Origin of the sequence: Chromobacterium sinusclupearum, assembly GCF_002902845.1 — a bacterium.
GTDB lineage: Bacteria > Pseudomonadota > Gammaproteobacteria > Burkholderiales > Chromobacteriaceae > Chromobacterium > Chromobacterium sinusclupearum.
On the sequence record NZ_PPTF01000068.1, the window covers coordinates 3,483 to 23,216 of the forward strand.

Below are 19,734 nucleotides of genomic sequence, written 5' to 3' on the forward strand. Positions count from 1 at the left end.
GGCCCAGGTGGCGGAATTGGTAGACGCACTAGGTTCAGGTCCTAGCGGTGGCAACACTGTGGAAGTTCGAGTCTTCTCCTGGGCACCAAAGTTTCCAAGCAGGTTTCGCTGAGTTAAGAAACTTGTGGCATGACAATTTAGAGATTTGCCCAGGTGGCGGAATTGGTAGACGCACTAGGTTCAGGTCCTAGCGCCCGCAAGGGTGTGGAAGTTCGAGTCTTCTCTTGGGCACCAAACAAAAAAGCCGTTGATCATAGATCAACGGCTTTTTTGCATTCTCGCCACCCATGCGGCAAAGCGCCGCCCAACGGCGGCGCCCTGCCCCTTACTTGCCCCCGCCCTCATGCCCAGCCGACACCTGCTGCCCGGCATTCGGCGCCAGCCGCAGGAACAGCAAGCTGGACAGCGCGGTCAGCCCTCCCATGATCAGGAAGGCGTGGCCAAAGTCGTCGGCTTGCAGCTGCTGATGGCCTTGCAGCCAGGCCACGCTCTGCAAGGCGAACGCGCCCACCGTCACGCCAAAACCGGCTGCCAGCTGCTGCGCCACGCTGGACAAGCTGGTGGCATGGCTGAGCCTGTCCTTGCCGACATCGGCAAACGTGATGGCGTTCAAACTGGTGAACTGCAGCGAGCGCAAACACCCGCCCAGCACAAACACCGCCAGCAAGACCGAATGCGGCGTATCGGCCTGGAACAATACGTACACGGCTACCGAACAACCGGCCAGGATGCTGTTGAGTATCAGGATGCGGCGGAAGCCGAACTGCTGCAGCACCTTGGCGACGATGGTCTTCATCCCTATCGCCCCCATTGCCGTGGAACAGGTCAAGAGGCCAGATTCAAATGGCGAGAAACCGAAACCCAGCTGCAGCATCAGCGGCAGCAGGAACGGAATGGTGCCGATGCCGACGCGGAACATGAAACCGCCCACTACGCCGGCATGGAACGTCGGCAGGCGCAGCAAGGAAAGATCCAGCAACGGATGCGCCTGCCGCCTGTAGTGCCACAGATAAGCCAGCAGCAGCGCCGCGCCGATGACGGTCAGCCAGATCGACGCCTGGGCCGACAACATATGCTTGCCCTCCGAAGCCAGACCCAGCATCAGCATGGACAAACCGGCGCCGGTGAAGACGAAGCCGGCCAGGTCGAGCTTGGGCACATCGTCCTCTTTCAGATTGGCGATGAAACGCCCGGCCAGCGCCAGCCCCAACAAACCGATGGGGATATTGATCAGAAAGATCCAGCGCCAGTGAAAATACGTGCTGATGAAGCCGCCCAGCGGCGGGCCGATCACCGGGCCCAGCAAAGCCGGCACCGTCAGATAGCTCAGCGCCCGCACCAGATCGGCCTTGTCTATCGTGCGCAGAATCACCAGCCGCCCCACCGGCACCATCATGGCCCCACCTATGCCTTGCAGAAAGCGCGCCATCACGAAGCCATGCAGCGAACTGGTCGCCGCGCACAGCAGCGATCCCAACATGAACACCACAATAGCGGAGCGGAAAATGCGCCTGGCTCCGAAGCGGTCGGCCATCCAGCCGCTGATGGGAATGAACACCGCCAGACTCACCAGATACGATGTCAGAGCCAGTTTCAACGATATCGGATCAACGGCGAGGTCGCGGGCGATGGCCGGCAAGGAAGTGGAAATGACGGTGGAGTCCATGTTCTCCATGAACAGCGCCGTGGCAACGATCAACGGCGTCACCATGCCGGGAGCGATTTTCAACTTCATGACTTTTGAATGGCAAAACAACCGTCGGAGTGTACCACTTGCCATCCACATCCGGCGTGCGAACACCGTGTCGCACAGCGCATTCACCCGATTGATCGATTTTGCTCTTCATGCAGCAGCAGCCATTGCATGCGCTGGCACAGCTCCACCACGTAATCCCACACCACACGGTAGCGCAGCGTGCGGCGGATATTGCTGCGCGCGCTGATCCAATAAGAACGAATGATGCGCAGCTCCGGCAATAGCTGAGCCAGCCGCGGATCGTCGTAAGTCATGTAGTAAGGCAGCACCACGATGCCGCCATCGGCCAGGGCTGCTTCCTTCTGCGCCACCACGCTGGTGCTGCGCAACGGCATGCTGGGATGGCGGCATAGGCCATGATGGAACATCAATTCCCGCGAGAACAACAAATCGTCGACATAGGCCAGGATGGCATGGCCGTTCAAGTCCTCGCGCTCGACGATGGGCGGATGGGTCGCCAGATAGGCCGGCGTGGCGTACAAGCCCAGGCAGTAATCGGTCAGTTTGCGGGTCACCACCAGATTGGCCTGCGGCCGCTCCAGCGTAATGGCGATGTCCACTTCGCGGCTGGTGATGCTGACGAAACGCGGCACGGCCACCAGGTCTATCTCCAGGCCAGGATACTGCGCCATCAAGGCGGGCAAGTGCCTGGCCAGAAACTGGGCGCCCAGCCCTTCCGGGGCGCCCAGCCTCACCACGCCGTTGACCTCGACATGGCCGCGCTTGCCGCTGTCCAGCATCTGCGAGGCGGTATTTTCCAGCGCCTCCGCCAGCGGCAGCAGTTGCCGGCCGGCTGCCGTCAGCGCGTAGCCGTCGGCCTGCTGGATGAACAGCGGCTGTCCCATCACCTGTTCCAGCGCATCGATATGGCGCGCCACCGTGGCATGAGTGGTGCCCAGTTGCCGCGCGGCGCCCAACAGCTTGCCGCAGCGCTGCAGCGCCAGAAAATAGCGCACATCGTTCCAATCGAACATGCCACCCCCTATCGGGACTTGTGCGTTTGCACACGGACAGGAAAGCCTCGCAGCCATCCGCTGTTCAAAAATTAACACACCTTGTTTCCCGATGACTATTTCCACCCGCACGCACTTCGGTTTAGATGGTCGGCAAGACAAAGACATAAGCGGGTATCGCACCATGCTCAGCGGCGAGTTCGACTACATCATCGTCGGCGCCGGCAGCGCCGGCTGCCTGCTGGCCAATCGGCTGTCGGCGGATCCAGCCAAGCGCGTGCTGCTGCTGGAGGCTGGCGGCCGCGACAGCTACCCATGGATACACATCCCGGTCGGCTACCTCTATTGCATCGGCAATCCACGCACCGACTGGTGCTACCGCACGGTGGCGGAAAGCGGCCTGAACGGCCGCGCGCTGGGCTATCCTCGCGGCAAGGTGCTGGGCGGGTCTTCGTCCATAAACGGCATGATCTATATGCGCGGCCAGGCCGCCGACTATGACCATTGGGCCTCTCTGGGCAATGCCGGCTGGGGGTGGCGCGACGTGCTGCCGCATTTCATCGAGATGGAAGACCATTACGACCCGGCGCGGCCGCAGCACGGCCATGCCGGCGAATGGCGGGTGGAAAAACAACGCCTGTCCTGGGAGATTCTGGATGCCTTCCGCGCCTCAGCCGCTCAGCAAGGCATCGCGCCGGTAGAGGATTTCAATGGCGGCGACAACGCCGGCTGCGGCTACTTCGAGGTCAATCAAAAAGACGGCTTGCGCTGGAACTGCGCCAAGGCCTTTCTCCATCCCATCCGCCATCGTCCCAACCTCACGGTGCTGACCGGGGCGGAGGCGGACAAACTGCTGCTAAACGATGGCCGCGCCGCGGCAATCGCATTTATGCAACATGGCGAGCGTCTGCAAGCCCGTTGCCGCGGCGAAATCATCCTCGCCGCCGGCGCCATAGGCTCGCCGCTTTTGCTGCAGCGCAGCGGCATCGGCCCGGCGCCGCTGCTGGCGCGGCATGGCATCGCGCCGCTGCGAGCGCTGCCCGGCGTCGGCGCCAATCTGCAAGACCATCTGCAGCTGCGGCTGGTATTCAAGGTGCAAGGCGTGGCCACGCTGAACCAGCGCGCCGCCAGCTGGAGCGGCAAACTGGCGATGGCCTGGGAATACTTATGGAAACGCAGCGGACCGTTGTCGATGGCGCCCAGCCAGCTTGGCGCCTTCGCCCGCAGCGGACCGGACGCGACGCGGCCGGACCTGGAATATCACGTGCAGCCGCTGTCGCTGGACCGCTTCGGCGAACCCTTGCACCGTTTCCCGGCCTTCACCGCCTCGGTCTGCCATCTGCGGCCGGCCAGCCGCGGCCATGTGGCGATCGGCGGCATCGCCCCGGCCGCGCCGCCCATCATCCAACCCAACTACCTCAGCCATCCGGAAGACCAGCGCATTGCCGCCGCCGCCATCCGGCTGACCCGCCGCATTGCCGCCGCGCCGGCGCTGGCGCGCTATTTGCCGGAGGAGTACCGGCCAGGACTGCAGTATCAAAGCGAGGAGGAGCTGATAACCGCAGCCGGTGACATCGGCACCACGATTTTCCATCCGGTGGGCACGTGCAAGATGGGAAACGACGAACTGGCGGTCGTCGACGACAGGCTGCGCGTGCATGGCATTGCCGGGCTGCGCGTGGCCGACGCCTCCATCATGCCCGCCATCACCTCAGGCAATACCAATAGCCCTACGCTGATGATCGCCGCCAAGGCGGCGCAGATGATCGCGCAGGACAACAACACGCCGGCGCCAATCAGGACGCCGGCCCCACCCGCAAAGGAGACCTGGACATGAGCAACAGCATCGCGCCGACGGCGTCCACCGTCGGCATCAGCCGAGCCGAGCGCAAGGTGATACTCGCCTCGTCGCTCGGCACCGTGTTCGAATGGTATGACTTCTTCCTGTACGGCGCGCTGGCCGCCATCATCGGCAAGCAGTTCTTCTCCGGCGTCAACGAGACCACCGCTTTCATCTTCGCGTTGATGACCTTTGCCGCCGGCTTCCTAGTGCGGCCGTTCGGCGCCTTGGTATTCGGCCGGCTGGGCGACATGGTGGGCCGCAAGTACACCTTTCTCGCCACCATCGTCATCATGGGTCTGTCCACCTTCCTAGTGGGCGTGCTGCCGGGCCATGCCACGCTGGGCATCGCCGCGCCTATCATCCTGGTCAGCCTGCGCATGCTGCAGGGCCTGGCCATAGGCGGAGAGTACGGCGGCGCGGCCATCTACGTGGCGGAGCATGCGCCGGACAACAAGCGCGGCGGCTACACCAGCTGGATTCAGGTAACCGCCGGCGCCGGCCTGCTGTTGTCGCTGCTGGTGATTCTGGTTTGCCGCAAGCTGACCGGGGACGCCTTCAATGAGTGGGGCTGGCGCCTGCCCTTCCTGCTGTCCATCATCCTGCTGGCCATTTCCACCTGGATCCGGCTGTCCATGCAGGAATCGCCGGCCTTCCTGAAAATGAAGGCGGAAGGCAAGCACTCCAAGGCGCCGATCAGCGAGGCCTTCGGCAACTGGGCCAACCTGAAAGTGGTGCTGATCTCGCTGTTCGGCTTCAATGGCGGCCAGGCCGTCACCTTCTACTGCGCACAGTTCTACTCGCTGTTCTTCCTGACGCAGATCCTGAAGGTAGACCCGCAAACCGCCAACCTGATGCTGATCGCGTCTCTGATCATCACCACGCCGCTGTTCCTGTACTTCGGCCACCTGTCCGACCGCATCGGCCGCAAACCGGTGCTGCTTGCCGGGCTGATTCTGGGCTTGGTTCTGACCTTCCCGGCCTTCCGCTGGCTGACCGACTACGCCAATCCGGACGTGGCGTCGGCCCAGTCCCGCGCGCCAGTGGTGGTGGTGGCAGACCCGGCCACTTGCCACTTCCAGTTCGATCCGATAGGCAAGGCCAAGCTAGACACCCCGTGCGACCAGGCCAAGGCTCTGCTGGCCAAGAACGGCGTGCCGTACAAACAGCAAGCCGCGCCGGCCGGCGTGACGGAAATCCACATCGGCGGCGTGGTGCAGTCGGGTTTCGACAAGAAGTCGCTGCAAGCGGGCTTAAAGGCGGCGGGCTATCCGGACAAGGCCGATCCCGAGAAGATCAACCATGCGATGGTGGTGCTGGTGCTGGTGCTGCTGTCGGTGATCTCGGCGCTGACTTACGGCCCGCTGGCGGCGATGATGGTGGAGCTGTTCCCCACCCGCATCCGCTACACCTCGATGTCGCTGCCCTATCACCTGGGCAACGGCTGGATAGGCGGGCTGATGCCTACCGTAGCGTTCTCGCTGGTGGTCTACACCGGCGATATCTTGTACGGGCTGTGGTATCCCATCGTGGTCTACGCCGTCAGCCTGACCGTAAGCCTGCTGTTCCTGAAGGAAACCTTCCGCAACGACATCCATCGGCACGGATAGCATCCATTTCAACCGCCCCCGCTTGCCACGGGGGCTTCTCCCATCTCCACCCACTGCCAGCGGCGCAATTTGAATGCGCCCTTCAGACATGGCCAGGTTTTCCCCTTGCATCCTGCAAGGCACATCAAGCCATGCAATTTTTCCAAAATGCAATAAGTTGAAAGTATCCCGTTTCAAACGCAGTGCCGTGCAAGCAGGCGCTTGCACTCTAGAATTGCCAGCATCCTGCCTGTCTTGAATAATCGCCCTATTAGTAATGTTTTATTATTAATAATTCAATTAAACACGTCATTGTTGTTTAGAATTTTGCAAGCTATACTGAACTTAATAGGAAATGTTAAACAAAAGCAAATCAACTTAAACTTTATGTTTAAAAAGTCCGCAACGGCTCATGCGGAGTCATCTACCGGGAGACTCAAATGAAAAAAGTCATTTTCACTCTGGCAGCGCTGTTCGCCCTGCAATCCGGCTTGGCTCTGGCTGCCAACGGCGGCACCGTCACCTTCAGCGGCGCCATCGTCAAGGAACCCTGCGCGGAGAGCAGCAGCGATCTGCTGAAATACGCGATGAACCCGCATCAATACCAAGCCGCTCGCAAAATAGCCTCTGGCCACGCCTGCGCCGGGATGGACAATACCCAATCGCTCAGCCTGTCTGCTGTCAACATGACAAGCGCCGCGACTCAGCGCAGCGGACAGCTGGTTACGGTCATCTACAACTGATCGTCCGCAAACAAAAAAGCCTTCGGCCATTATGACCGAAGGCTTTTTGCATTTTGGGAGGGATGTGTCGGCTACTGATACAGCATGTCTATCGTGATCGCCGTCTGCAGACTCCCCGGGACGATATTTGACGTCCGCATATACTCTACAAATAGGCCCAACTGCGCAGACTGCGACTGAACATTCACGACCCGGGTATTGTTGCTGTTATTGGCGCCGATGTTGGCGTTGTCCGCCGAACTACCCAGATTGATGGCTATCCCTTTCGCCGTCCCTCCGGTATTGGCGAACAGGACCGAATTATTGGCATCCGCCGCGCCGGAGAAACGGAAGGTGGCAGTCCTGACGCCGGTCGAACAATTCACCGCGCTGATGGTGAAAGCATTGCGGGCCTGGGCGCTGCCAACAGCCGGGAACTGCGTGGCGGCAACCGTCGGCAGGTTGATCGTGTACTGACCATTCGCGCTCAAGTTGCAGGTGCCGCCTGGCGTGAAGGTGACCGAACCATTGATCAACTGGTTGAAGTTGATGCCCTGATGCGCATTCAGTCCGCCTTTCCCATCCAGTTGGAACACCGAGTACTGGTTAATCGAGGCAGAACCGCTGGAAGGGGCACCCGCCGTCTTCAATAGCACAATCGAGTACGGCAGATTAGTCCTGACAAAACCATTGCGAGGTACCGTAATCCCCGTATCGATTGCGCCACTACTCTGGGTGTAAGTCCGGCCATTAAAAATGATGCCGATCTGCAAACCGGGGGCCAGCACCGCATTCTTGGGATTGACCCAAAAATATACGTTCTCACCCACGCTCTGTTCGCAGTAAAGCTGCAGATTCTGCAGCGACGACTGCCAGATGATCGTCCCCACCGGCGCGTTGGCGGAAACATACAGATTGCCCGGCAGATTGAATGTGGACGTGACACTGCCGGCGCTGCTGCTGCCGTTCCAGCACCCCAAGGCATGGCTGGTCAGCGGCATGGCCAGCAGCAACGCCAGCATCCATCCATACAGTCCACGGCAAATCAGTTTCTTCATTTTTCTATCGCTTTCCCGGCATGCCCAAAGGCGCGCCATCATCATCACAGCGGGGCGCAAACAGCGTCCGCCTGCAAATACGCCGCGCCGCCGGTGTTCTGCGGCAACGGATAGCTGAAACGGCATTGCTGATCTTGAGTGCTGCCCCAGCTTACCAACAGCGGCTTGCCTTCCATGCCGCGCAGGAAGGCGCGACCGCCCTGCCCCACCATGGTCAGAAAGTCTCCGCCATTGCCGGTGCTGACCGTGGCGCCCACCGGCAAATGGCTGCCATCGGGACGACGTAGCGTCACGATGACCGGCTTGCCCTGCTGGGTATTGAACTTCAGCATGACAATGGCGCCGGCGCGCGGCGCATCCTGCACGCTCGTTTCTTGCAACTCCACATCCTGGCTCATGCCGCGCGGATCCAGAGTGATTTCATTCTGTCGATACGGCATCAAGGACGTCACCACCGCATAACCGCTCTTATTGACGCGCACCCCATTGGTGTTGCTGACTGCCGCCCCCTCGGCGCCCGGCGCTTCGACCACTGCGATAGACTCGCCCAGAGACTGGGCAGGCGTCACGCCGCCCGGATGGAAAACCAGCGCGCCGCTGATACCGGCATTCGCCTGCGAATTGCTGCCGTTGACACTGGCGCCGGCGCTGAGCGTGGCCACCGACGTAGCATACTGCACGTTGCCGCCCCCGCCGCTGTTGTTGCCGCCGTTGCTGTCGCGATTCGCGCTGCCGTAAACGCTGTAGTTGAGGTTGCGCAGAGTCCCGGCCGTGCCGCTCAAATTGACCTGGGCAGTGCCGCTGCGATCACTGCTGCTGCTGGCGCTGGTGGTCAACAACGGAGAATGCGGCTCGCGCCCCAGAGGCATGGAAACGCTCAACGAGTATTGGTTGACGATGCGGCCAGTGGAGTCCTGGGTACGTCCGGCGGACAGATTGAAACTCACCGACTTGAAATTATTGCTGTAACCCAGTTGATAAGTCAGATCGCGTCCGCGCTGATTCCAATAGTCTTGCGTGGAGCCGGTCAGATACACATGGCCCCAGCGATCGCCCAAGGGCTGGTCGGCATTCAGCTGGAATTTATTCTTGGCTCGATACACTACGCCAACCTGATTCAGCAAATTGGTATAGTCGCTCAGTTCAAGAAAGCCTGAAGTCGAGAAGCGATAGGCCGCCACGGTAAAGTTGGTGCGCGTCGCCTCCATCAGCTTGCTGTAAGTCACCCGGTAACTCTGGCCCTGCATAGTGCTAGTGGGGGCATTGAACGGCAGCTCATTGGCCCAAGACTGGGTCACATCCAGCGCCAGCGCGCCCAATGGCGTGTTGATGCCGGAACCGAACAGCGCAGACTGGTAGTGATCGGCGGCGATCACGCCGCCATATAGAGTCAGGCTGTTGCTGATGCCACGCTGATAGGTGGCCTGAGCGAAATTGGGGCGCTTGCTCAGCGCGCTGTCGCGCCATTGGCCGGCCGTGAACGAATAACGCGACTGCCCCGCGCGCAACAACTGCGGCACGGCGGCGTAAGGCACGATGAACTTGCGCACGCGGCCGTCGGCCTCGGTCACCGTCACTTCCAGATCGCCGGCAAAACCGGTGTTGTACAGATCATCAATGCTGAACTCGCCAGGCGGCACCGCGTTCTCATAGATCAGATTGCCGTTCTGACGGATCGACACTTTGGCATTGGTTTCGGCCACGCCGCGCACCACGGGCGCATAGCCTTGCTGCGACTCCGGTTGCATCCGGTCGTCGGAACTCATCTGCATGCCGCGGAAAGGCACGCTGCCGAACAGGTCGGACGGTGTGAAATAATCGCCCATGGTCAGCACGGAACGTAAGTCCGTCATATCGCGCTGGACATAGGCGGAGGCATTCTGATAGTTGCGCTCGCTCTGACCCTTGCCGTTGTTCTGCTGGGTCAGCGTGCCGTTATAACGGAAGCGCCACAAGCCAACGTTCAAACCGGCATTGGTGCCAAGGTAATACTGGGTGGATTTGCCGGCTGCGCCATTGTCATAACGGTAGGTATTGGCGTTGTAATTCAGGAAGCCGGCAAATGGCGCGCCGGCATCCCAATATTCCGGCGCGACGTAACCGCGCGCCTGGGCGCGCAGGTATTTTTGAGGAATGCTGACATCCAGGCGCAGGTCGGCGCTGTTGAAACGCGAAAACGCGCCCGGGACTACGGTTGCGATGTCCACGCAACGACTCGGCTCGTCGCGCCCGGGCACGCCGACAGCGTTCTGCAAGCGCGAGAAGTCCACCCCCAGATCATCAAGCATCGCCCGGTTGAAACAAGCCAGCACCTTGCGCTCCGCCAACTCCTTCATCAGCACGTCGCGACGCCCCAGCCAGGTGGCGTTGACATAGACATCGGCCCGATAGTTGCCCGGAAAGGCGCTGTCCATCTGGTTGAAGCGAGACAGATCCACCTGCTTGCCGTTGGCGTTCTGGTTGATGAACACCGGGTTGAATTGCACGTCATCGAGCGCGGCGTTCCCTGCCGCAGGAGCATCCGCCAAGGCAGCTTGCCCGCCGAACAGGCCGCAAATCAACAGGCTGAGCGGGCTGAGAACCCAGCGGCTATCGGGCTGTCGTGTTTTCAAGTGCTTCATGGCTAGATTGAGTCCTGCGGAAGCGCGCAGCCCAGGCCGGCGCAAGCAAAATGATCAGGGAAGCAAAGGCGCGCTATGCATGACGGCCGCGCCGTAATCGTTGATGCTCTCGTAATTGAGCTTCAAGCTGCCTTCCGGCTTGTTTTTCAGGTCTTTCAAGGGAAAGTCATGGCTGCCGGCCGGCGGAACCATCCCGCCGTCTGTCTCATACTCATGCTTGCCGATCAACAGAACCGCTCGATTGAGCGAAACGTGGTACGCGGCCTGGTTGGTGGCGCGCAGCAGATAACCCTTGCCGCCAACTTGCGGCAGTAATGACCAGGAAAGCTTGTCGGCTGCGTCATCAGACGTGCCGGAAAGGCCGGAGGGGCGGTAAAACAGCTTGATGCGGGAACGAAACGCCACCTGCATGAAGTTCCGCTGCTCGCTGCTCGCCTTGGGCAGCGGCGGCACATCCAGCACGTTCAGCCAGAACACCGACTCCCTGTCCTTAGGCAGATCGGCGCCGGTGAAGGTCAAGCGCAGAGTCTGTCCCTTCGTCGGATCTACGCGGAAAATCGGCGGCATGATCAGGAAAGGCGCGTCCGCGGTGTCCGGCACGGATTTCTCGTTGCCGCTATCCGCCCATACCTGTACCAGAGACGGCTCCTTGCCAGGATTATTGACCTTGACGGTGACCTCGCGGTCCTCAGCCTTGTACACCACCCGGGTGCCGGAGATCACTACGCCCGCCAAAGCCCCGCTGGCCCATACCGAACCTGCCAACGCCAAGGCAAGCGTTCCGCGCCATACTGCTTGTTTCATTTTTGAATCCGCTTCCAGATAAGGAAATCGGCTGGCGCCCCGCGGGCTGCCAGCCGCTTGAGGCCAATTACTGGTAAGTCATCGAGTACTGGACGCTGGTGTTCACCGAACCCGCGCCAGCCGCGCCGGTAGCGTAGTACTGGGCGTAATAGGCCATGGAAGCGCCGCCGCTGCTGATCGGCACCACTTGCGAATTGGCATTGTTGCTGAGGTTGATGGCGTTGAAGCTGTTGTTCAGCAGCTGAACTTCCACATTGCTGGCAGCGCCGGAGCCGGTAGCGTTCAACAGATTGCCGGTAGTCGCATTGACAGTCGGACCAACCTCAAAGCGGGTCTGTGCATTCTTCAGGGCGGAAGGGCAGTTGCTCAAAGTGATGGCGAACGGCGTGGCGCCGGAAGTTTGGCCCTTGGCAGCCAGGGAGGCTGCGCCCACGGTCGGCAGGGTCACGGTTACGTTCTGGCCCGAGTTGCCGGCGATGTTGCAGGTCTGCGCCACGATGTTTCCAGTGACGGTGATTTGGCCGTCAGCGGCCATGGCGGCAGAAGAGTACAAACCCAGTCCAATCAGCGCTGCAGTTACGATCTGTTTCATGAAAGTCTCCGTTTAAATTGCGGGCAGTGCATATGCCCGATTGCTTGGCCCTAGTGGGCGGAAATTGCAGAGTTGTCCGGCGTGTCGAGGCATCTTCGGCAATCTTGCGATTACAACCAGCGGTTGAGCCTTGCGCCCTCAACCAGCATCTATCAATAAAAACCATGATCAGATTAAACAAAATCCATCAAATCAGATCGAATTAATTTAAAATCAATCGATTTTTGATTAGAGATAGACAAGCGAAAGCCTGTGCTATGGCAGGACGCCGTAAATGGCCGCCCATCGCCATGCCATGGCTGGAGGATGCTTAGCTCTCATCACGTCTGGCGAGCGAACGAATCCTGATAGGCCTCTTGCAGCGCGGCTAGATGTGATGTGCCGCAAGATTAAAGCAAATTAGACATGACTTTCAACATAGCCTTACTCAACAAATCTTAACAAAAACCACCCTAAAGCATTGATAGATAATAAAATTCCTCCTTGAAATTTCAATTCCAGTAAATTTTGAAGTGTATCATTCTTACATCATTATGAATATATTTTAAATTATTAGTTTAATATAGATGCTGGATTGCAAATTTACATGAAATAACAATACCAAAAGCATAAATTTGTGCGAATTCTGCTCCCCCCTTCGACTATTCAGCTTCTCAACATGCGCTTAGACTGGCCATGTTTCTTCTTTCAGGAAGTCAGTCCCATGCCCCTCGCCCGCAGCCAATACCTCACCGTCAACCGTCGCCGCTATCATCTGCGCCGCTGGGGAGCGGATAACGCACCGTTGCTGGTTGCGCTGCACGGCTGGATGGATAGTTCGGCGACATTCCAGTTCATGGTGGAAAACCTGTGCCAAGAATGGCAGGTCGTAGCCCCTGATCTGCGCGGCTTCGGCGACAGTCAGTGGAATGAAGGCAGCTATTACTTCCCGGACTACCTGGCCGATCTGGACGATCTATTGACGCAGCTGTCGCCAGAACAGCCTGTCCGGCTGCTGGGGCACAGCATGGGGGCGATGATCGCCGGGATTTACGCCGGAGTGCGGCCAGAACGGATCGAGCGCCTGGTGCTGGTGGAAGGATTCGGCCTAAATGCCACGCGGCCGGCCGAGGCCCCGGGGCGTTTCGCTCGCTGGTTGCGGGAAACCCAATCCGACATCGGCTACGAGGCGATGGCGGATCTAGGACAAGTGGCGGACAAGCTGCGCGGGCGCAACCCCTTGCTCAGCGATGAACGCGCGCAATGGCTGGCGACGGAGCTGACCCGCCCGACCGAGAATGGCGTCACCTATCGCGCCGATCCGCGCCACAAGATGGTCAACCCGATTCTATACCGGCTGGAGGAGGCGATGGCCTGCTGGCGCCGCATCGCCGCGCCAGTGCTATGGGTCATGGGCGAACATCCCTTTGAACATCCCGCGGTCAAAGGCGTCATGTCCACGCTGGATGAGCGCCGCGCCTGTTTCGCCCGACTGAGCGAAACGACCATCCCGGGCGCCGGCCACATGATCCAATGGGAAAAGCCGGAAGAGCTGGCGCAGGCGGTGGAAAGCTTCATGCTGGCCACCCTATGAGGGCGGCGGGCCATGGCCATCAGGCGAGGTGGCTCCCAGCCTCAGCAGATTTGCGGCCGTTTGTTCTGAGTCAGCCCATTCCCAATCACATGCCGAAAGCGGCTGCTACACTGCTTAAGTAGCCTCCACTCCCCCGCTTTCGATCATGCCCCACGAACTGAATGAAGAGCAGCGCGAGAAGCTGCTGGAAAATCTGGTGATTCCGCCGCGCCCAGAAATTCTGGACCGTTTGCAGGCCTTGCGCCATGACAGCGAATCGCCGCTGCAAGAACTGAGCGAGCTGGTCGGCAGCGATCCTGCCTTGGGCATCGCCATGCTGAAGGCGGCCAATTCCCCCGCCTTGGGGCAGGGCCGCAAGATTCAGTCCATCGCTCAGGCCATCAACTTGCTTGGCGTCAACAATGTGATCAATCTGGCCAGCGGCCTGGTGCTGCGCAGCCGGCTGACGCAGGAAACGCCGCAGGCGCTGGAGGTGTTTTGGGACAAGGCGATGCAACTGGCCACGGTGTCAGGCCTGCTCAGCGAGCGGCTGGCCCATGTGCCGGACCAGTGCCAGAGCTTCGCGCTGTTCCACGGCTGCGGCATCGCCATCCTACTGATGCGACAGGCCGGCTATGCGCGCACCTTGCAGCTGATGGAGCTGGCCGACGACGAACGCATCTGCAAGGTGCAACAGCAGCTGCACGGCACCGACCACACGGTGGTGGGCTATCTGGTGGCCAAGGTCTGGCACATGCCGGAAAACTTTGCCCGCGCCATCCTGCTGCAGTACGACCCGCAGATATTGGACACCGGACCGGACGCCCTGCTGGACCATGAAGGCCGGATGATGGTGGCGGTGACGCGCGCGGCGCAGCACGCCTGGCGCACCTCGCTGCCCGGTCATGAAGACCCAGGCTGGCCGCAGCGCCGCGCCGCCGTGCTGGCCTACCTGGGATTGGACCTGGTGGAATTCGAGGACTGGTGCGACCATCTGCACCAGCAGATGGCCGGCAACTGATACGACATAAAACTGGCAGCGCAGAGCAAGACTATGCAGCCGCGCTTAAGCCAGGTAGCGCGCCTCCAGATGCGCGCGATAATGGGCCGGATTCAGCGCCTCGCCCGTCGCCCGCCGCACCAGCTCGTCCGTCGTCCACAAACTGCCTTGGCTCCAGATGTGGGCCTGCAGCCAGTCGAATACCGGCGACAGATCGCCTGCCGCGACGCGGGCATCCAGATTCGGCTCCTGCCGGCGCAAGACGGCGAAATACTGCGCCGCGTACATCGCGCCCAGCGTGTAGCTGGGAAAGTAGCCGAAGGTATCGGTCCAATGGATGTCCTGCAGGCAGCCGTCGCGGTAGTTGCCGCGGGTATCGATGCCCAGATAGGCCATCATCTTCTCGTCCCACAGCGCTGGCACATCCTCGGCCTCGATCTCGCCATTGATCAACGCGCGCTCGATCTCGAAACGCAGAATCACATGCGCCGGGTAGCACAACTCGTCGGCGTCAACGCGGATGTAACCAGGCTCGACGCGGGTATACAGCCGCGCCAGGTTGTCGGCTTCGAACGCCGGCTGGTCGCCAAAACGGCGGCGGATCAGCGGCGCAATCAACTCCAGGAAGCCGCGGCTGCGGCCCAATTGCATCTCGAACGATAGGCTCTGGCTCTCGTGAATGCCCATGGAGCGGGCGCGGCCCACTGGCTGCTCCACCCATTGCCGCGGCAGTCCCTGCTCATAGCGGGCATGGCCGGTCTCATGGATGATGCCCATCAGGCTTTGCACAAAATCGTCTTCACGGTAGCGCGTGGTGATGCGCACATCCTCCGGCACGCCGCCGCAGAACGGATGGTTGCTGACGTCCAGCCGGCCGGCGTCGAAGTCGAAGCCCAAGAGCTGCATCACCTCCAGACCCAGATCGCGCTGCAAGGCCACCGGGAACGGCCCCGTCGGCTGAATCACGGCCTCGCCGGCCTGTTTGGCGCGTACGGCCTCGATCAGGCCCGGCAGCCAGGATTTAACGTCATCGAAGATGCGCGCGATGTCCGCGCTCTTCATGCCCGGCTCGTACTTGTCCAGCAGGGCATCGTAGCGGCTTACGCCGTTGATCTGCGCCAGCAGCGCCGCCTCTTCGCGCGCCAGCCGCAACACTTCGCGGAAATTGGCCAGGAAACCCTGCCAATCATTATCCTTGCGCTGGCTGCGCCAGGCGTGTTCGCAGCGCGCGGCCGCCAAGGATTTGGCCTCCACCAGTTCGGCCGGAAGCAGATTGGCTTGCTGCCATTCGCGGCGCATTTCGCGCAGATTGGCGCGCTGCGCCGGGTCCAGGTCTTCTTGCTCCGCGGCCTGCAGCTGCTCCTGCAATTGCGGCGCGGTGATCAGCTGGTGCATTAGCACCTGCAGCTCGGCCTGGGCGGCCGCGCGCGCTTCATTGCCCTTGGGCGGCATCATGGCGGCCTGATCCCAGCCAGCGATGGCGCCGAGATGGCCAAAACGATGCAGTCTTTGAAAAGTGTGGCTGAGGCTTTGATAGGCCTTTTGATTCAGCATGGCATCCTCCTTTGTATGGATTTCACCCCATACTCACATGACACTATTTAATGGTCAAGCGCGGAAGATCATGCTGAAAAACAATAAGAAACAAGGGAATTTTTGCTCAGAAAAGCCGGTTTAGAATGAGTTTTTCTCACGCAATCTTACCGGATGCGCCCAAGCGTTGCGAAGCAAACGGAAAGGACTGCCAATGCGGGAAGTACTCGCGCACCAGTTGGCGCAGGTATTCGCCGTCTTGTTGCGAATCCAAATGCAGCAGCAAGGCATCCACCGCCATGCGGTAGCTGCTCGCATGGAAAGGATGGGAATCAAGCAGAAACAACAAGGCCTGTAGCAGCGTTTCGCGACGGCGGATCTCGTCTTCCGCCATGCCGTCCTCGAATAGCTTGCCAAGGTAAAGGCCCAGCGAGGGCGGATAGCGCTGGAAACCTGTCCGCCGCATCAACTGCAGCAGCGCATCCAGCGATCCCTGCAACGGCATGTCGAGGTTGCGCACAGTGAAGCCGGCGCCGGAGGTGATCTCCATCACCTTCTTCATGTCATCCAGCCAGAAGTAGAAAAACTCGCGGGCGCAGGTCACCGCCAGCAATTTCTCCTGCAAGGGACAGCCGGCCAGAAACACGTCCACGCCGGCATGATAGCTGTCGACATCCCGCCGCTTGCCGGCCAGGCCGTCCAGCAGCTTCTGCAACAGCTCGCGCCGCGCCGCCACCACATCCGGCGTGGCGCCCAGCCGTTCAATCAAATGCAGATAGGCCGTCAATGCGTCCTTCAGTGCCGCCATCTCCGCTCCTTGCCCGCCATGCTCGCACACTCCCATATTCCCACTGTTTGAGCATACAACGCTTGGCGCAACAAAATGATGACTGCCAGACCCAACCGCTTAAGCTTGCGGCCGCAAGTTCAGCCGCAAATCGCCGCCAACCTTGGCCACGTCAACGATTTCCAGACGCGTCTTGTCGGCCAGATCCTCCAGCGCTGGCCAGGAGAACAGGCCGCACGCGGCGTCGCCGGCCAGCGCCGGCGCCAGATACAGCACAATCTCGTCAACCAGCCCGGCGCGCAGCAGCGCGCCGTTGAGGCCGGCGCCGGCCTCTACCATCAGCTCATTGATGCCGCGTTCGCCCAGGCGGCTCAGCAACGCGGCCAGATCGGCCTTGCCCCCGCGCCGACCCAGAATCAGCGGCTCGACGCCCTGCGCGCGGAATGCCGCCAACCGCGCCTCGTCATCGACGCAGGTGGCCAGCACGCTTCGCCCGCCAGGATAGATGCGGCTGGAAGGATCGGTGCGCAGATCGCCGTCCAAAACCACCCGCCACGGCTGAACCGCCACCGGCACCTCACGCACCGTCAACTGCGGGTCGTCCGCCAGCACCGTGCCGCTGCCGGTGAGGATGGCGCAATGCGCGGCGCGCAAACGCTGCACGTCCAGCCTGGCTTGCGGCCCGGTGATCCACTTGCTGCTGCCATTCAGCAGCGCGGTCTTGCCGTCCAGCGTGGCCGCCGCTTTCAGGATCACCCACGGCCGGCCGCGTTCGACGCGCGACAGGAAGCCGCGGTGCACGCGGCGCGCCTCCGGCTCCATCAGGCCCGCCGCCGCGGAAATGCCGGCGGCCTGCAGCATGGCGATGCCGCGGCCTGCCACCTCATGATACGGATCGACCATCGCCGCCACGACGCGGTCGATGCCCTCGGCGATCAGCCTCTCCGCGCACGGCGGGGTGCGGCCATGGTGGCTGCACGGCTCCAAGGTCACGTAGGCGGTAGCGCCGCGCGGACTATCGCCGCGCGCCAGGCAATCCTTGATGGCCTGGATTTCCGCGTGATCGGAACCCACCGCCAGCGTCGCGCCCTCGCCTATCACCTTGCCTTCGCGCACCAGCACGCAGCCGACGCCGGGATTGGGCGCGGCGCGGCGAGTCGCGCCTTCGGCCAGCCGCAGCGCGCGCTGCATATACAGGTGATCGTCGGCGCTATAATCCATCATGCTCGATTCTTCCATTCATCGGCCAATAGGCCGTAACAACGCATATTCCAGTAGCGGCCGTTCAGATACTGCGCGTCGCGCAGCTCGCCTTCCAGCCGGAAGCCCAGGCTTTCCGCCACCTTGCAGCTGCGGACATTTTCCGGCGCGCAACCCAATTCCACTCGATGCAGGCCCAGCTCGTCGAAACCATGGCGCAATAGCTGCCGCAGCGCCTGCTGCATCACGCCCTTGCCGACATGACAATCCGCCAGCCAATAACCGATGCGCGCATAGCGATGCGCTTGGCTGATGCCGTGCAATGAACAGATGCCGGCGATCTCGCCGTCCACTTCGATCAACCTGTGGACGCTGCGCCCTTCCGCATTGCCCTGAACCTGCTGCCGCAGAAAAGCCGCGGTATCCGCCGCCGACTGCGGCTTGACGATGCCGGCCATCCATTGGCTCAGCGTGGCGCGATAGCTTTCAATCAAGGCATACAGCGCCGCCGCATCGGCAGCGGGATCGGCGGGCCGGATGGTCACCGTGGGCATCGCAATCCTTTCCACTCCCTGGCCAGCAGGCTGTACTGGCAGGCATCATGGTAGCGACCGTGCAAATACAGGCCGTCGCGCTGCACGCCTTCCAGGCTGAACCCCAGACGCTCGGCCACCGCCCGGCTGCGCGCGTTCTCCACGCCCGCCACGATGGCGATGCGGTTCAGGCCCCGTTCGCCGAATCCGATATCCAGCGCCTGCGCCACCGCGCCGCGCATCAGGCCGCGGCCGACAAAACGGTCGGCCAGCCAGTAGCCCAGGTAGCCGGAACGATGCAGCGCGCTGACGCCATGGATATCGATGCAGCCGGCCAACTCGCCGTCCAATTCGATCAACCAGGTGGTACAGGCCGCGCCGTTGCGCTGGCCATCGGCGATGCCGGCCAGAAACTGCCGGCTGTCTTCCACGCTGCGGGTGGCATCCACCCACGGCAGCCAGGCCCGCAGCGTCTGGCGGCTCTCGTCTATCAATGCGAACAGCCGCTCGGCGTGGTCAACGCCGGGCGGCAACAGGGCAAGGTGTGTCTGGGCGAGGGTAGTCATGGCATCTTTAAAATGACAAAGAAATATCCAGACTAATCAGCCCTCTCCCAAACTGTCAATGCGATGACTTTTGAATTTCCTTGATCGCATCGGTAAATTCGGAAATATCCTGGAAACTGCGGTAAACCGAGGCGAAGCGGACATAGGCCACTTTATCCAGCCGCGCTAGCTCCGCCATCACCATCTCGCCGATCTGCCGGCTGCTGACCTCGCGCTCGCCCAATTGCAGCAGCTTATGGCAAATGCGGTCTATCGCCTCGTCCACCAGCGTGGTGGACACCGGCCGCTTGTGCAGCGCGCGCAGGAAACTGGTGCGCACTTTCTCGATGTCGAACTCGGAACGGTGGCCTGCTGTCTTCACCACCTGCGGCATGCGCACATCGGCGGTTTCGAAAGTCGTGAAGCGCTTGTCGCAGACGGGGCAGCGGCGGCGACGGCGGATGCTGCTGCCATCCTCGCTGACGCGGGAATCGATCACCTGAGTGTCCGGGTTGCCACAAAACGCGCATTTCATGACAAGAATCCTGAGAGTTGCAATAAATAGATGTTATCAGCAAAGCCTCGCCAATACATCGCGGCCATAAAAAAACCGCCCGGCTAGGGGCGGCTTCTTCACAGCGCGAAACGG

General features: G+C 61.0%; 17 protein-coding genes and 2 tRNA genes. 7 read left to right on the forward strand and 12 right to left on the reverse strand.

The annotated features are described in order from the left end of the window. Position 1 precedes the first annotated feature (1 nt). Positions 2-88 (forward strand) — tRNA-Leu (locus C2134_RS13925). Positions 89-147: 59 nt separating this feature from the next. After that, positions 148-234, forward strand: a tRNA-Leu gene (locus C2134_RS13930). A gap of 91 nt (positions 235-325) precedes the next feature. On the opposite strand, the gene C2134_RS13935 is transcribed toward C2134_RS13930, so the two are convergent. Continuing rightward, on the reverse strand, positions 326-1,735 hold the full coding sequence (locus tag C2134_RS13935) for a DHA2 family efflux MFS transporter permease subunit (protein WP_233196457.1): 1,410 nt from the start codon (positions 1,733-1,735) through the stop codon (positions 326-328). A gap of 83 nt (positions 1,736-1,818) precedes the next feature. Then, positions 1,819-2,730, reverse strand: coding sequence for a LysR family transcriptional regulator (locus tag C2134_RS13940; RefSeq protein WP_103320773.1), 912 nt, complete (start codon positions 2,728-2,730; stop codon positions 1,819-1,821). A 163-nt stretch (positions 2,731-2,893) separates the two neighbouring features. Between C2134_RS13940 and C2134_RS13945 the strand changes: the two genes are divergently transcribed. From C2134_RS13945 to C2134_RS22130, 3 genes are all read left to right on the forward strand, one after another. Further along, on the forward strand, positions 2,894-4,546 hold the full coding sequence (locus tag C2134_RS13945) for a GMC family oxidoreductase (protein ID WP_103320774.1): 1,653 nt from the start codon (positions 2,894-2,896) through the stop codon (positions 4,544-4,546). Further along, positions 4,543-6,159 (forward strand): MFS transporter, encoded by a 1,617-nt coding sequence (locus C2134_RS13950; RefSeq protein ID WP_103320775.1) that lies wholly within the window; start codon positions 4,543-4,545, stop codon positions 6,157-6,159. The genes C2134_RS13945 and C2134_RS13950 overlap by 4 nt, the downstream gene beginning before the upstream one ends. 419 nt (positions 6,160-6,578) lie before the next feature. Continuing rightward, positions 6,579-6,881 carry a fimbrial protein gene (locus tag C2134_RS22130; protein ID WP_103320776.1) on the forward strand — a complete coding sequence of 101 codons (303 nt, stop codon included), beginning with the start codon at positions 6,579-6,581 and terminating at the stop codon, positions 6,879-6,881. Between the two features lie 71 nt (positions 6,882-6,952). Here the strand turns inward: C2134_RS22130 and C2134_RS13960 are convergent, their stop codons facing one another. The 4 genes from C2134_RS13960 to C2134_RS13975 form a co-directional block, all read right to left on the reverse strand. After that, entirely contained in the window at positions 6,953-7,918 is a 966-nt protein-coding gene (locus C2134_RS13960) for a fimbrial protein (RefSeq protein WP_158248773.1), read from the reverse strand. Between the two features lie 44 nt (positions 7,919-7,962). After that, a complete protein-coding gene (locus tag C2134_RS13965) occupies positions 7,963-10,539 on the reverse strand; it encodes a fimbria/pilus outer membrane usher protein (protein ID WP_103320778.1) in 2,577 nt (858 codons plus the stop codon). A 54-nt stretch (positions 10,540-10,593) separates the two neighbouring features. Continuing rightward, positions 10,594-11,343 carry a fimbrial biogenesis chaperone gene (locus C2134_RS13970; RefSeq protein WP_103320779.1) on the reverse strand — a complete coding sequence of 250 codons (750 nt, stop codon included), beginning with the start codon at positions 11,341-11,343 and terminating at the stop codon, positions 10,594-10,596. Between the two features lie 67 nt (positions 11,344-11,410). Then, positions 11,411-11,935, reverse strand: coding sequence for a fimbrial protein (locus C2134_RS13975; protein WP_103320780.1), 525 nt, complete (start codon positions 11,933-11,935; stop codon positions 11,411-11,413). Positions 11,936-12,638: 703 nt separating this feature from the next. Here C2134_RS13975 and C2134_RS13980 point away from each other — a divergent pair. Together C2134_RS13980 and C2134_RS13985 are read left to right on the forward strand one after the other, a co-directional pair. After that, positions 12,639-13,508, forward strand: coding sequence for an alpha/beta fold hydrolase (locus C2134_RS13980; RefSeq protein ID WP_103320781.1), 870 nt, complete (start codon positions 12,639-12,641; stop codon positions 13,506-13,508). A gap of 145 nt (positions 13,509-13,653) precedes the next feature. Next, positions 13,654-14,508 carry an HDOD domain-containing protein gene (locus C2134_RS13985; protein WP_103320782.1) on the forward strand — a complete coding sequence of 285 codons (855 nt, stop codon included), beginning with the start codon at positions 13,654-13,656 and terminating at the stop codon, positions 14,506-14,508. Between the two features lie 45 nt (positions 14,509-14,553). Here the strand turns inward: C2134_RS13985 and C2134_RS13990 are convergent, their stop codons facing one another. From C2134_RS13990 to nrdR, 6 genes are all read right to left on the reverse strand, one after another. Next, positions 14,554-16,041, reverse strand: a complete 1,488-nt coding sequence (locus C2134_RS13990) for a carboxypeptidase M32 (RefSeq protein ID WP_103320783.1) — start codon at positions 16,039-16,041, stop codon at positions 14,554-14,556. A gap of 136 nt (positions 16,042-16,177) precedes the next feature. Beyond that, the gene (locus C2134_RS13995) at positions 16,178-16,828 is read right to left on the reverse strand and encodes a hypothetical protein (RefSeq protein WP_103320784.1); all 651 of its coding nucleotides are present in this window, start codon (positions 16,826-16,828) and stop codon (positions 16,178-16,180) included. Positions 16,829-16,927: 99 nt separating this feature from the next. Then, positions 16,928-18,031 (reverse strand): bifunctional diaminohydroxyphosphoribosylaminopyrimidine deaminase/5-amino-6-(5-phosphoribosylamino)uracil reductase RibD, encoded by a 1,104-nt coding sequence (ribD, locus tag C2134_RS14000; protein ID WP_233196459.1) that lies wholly within the window; start codon positions 18,029-18,031, stop codon positions 16,928-16,930. Further along, complete coding sequence (locus C2134_RS14005) at positions 18,028-18,561, reverse strand: GNAT family N-acetyltransferase (RefSeq protein ID WP_103320785.1); 534 nt, start codon at positions 18,559-18,561, stop codon at positions 18,028-18,030. Before C2134_RS14005 ends, ribD begins: the two co-directional genes overlap by 4 nt. Beyond that, a complete protein-coding gene (locus C2134_RS14010) occupies positions 18,549-19,106 on the reverse strand; it encodes a GNAT family N-acetyltransferase (RefSeq protein ID WP_103320786.1) in 558 nt (185 codons plus the stop codon). The genes C2134_RS14005 and C2134_RS14010 overlap by 13 nt, the downstream gene beginning before the upstream one ends. 55 nt (positions 19,107-19,161) lie before the next feature. Beyond that, positions 19,162-19,620 carry a transcriptional regulator NrdR gene (nrdR, locus tag C2134_RS14015; RefSeq protein ID WP_043625973.1) on the reverse strand — a complete coding sequence of 153 codons (459 nt, stop codon included), beginning with the start codon at positions 19,618-19,620 and terminating at the stop codon, positions 19,162-19,164. Positions 19,621-19,734 lie beyond the last annotated feature (114 nt).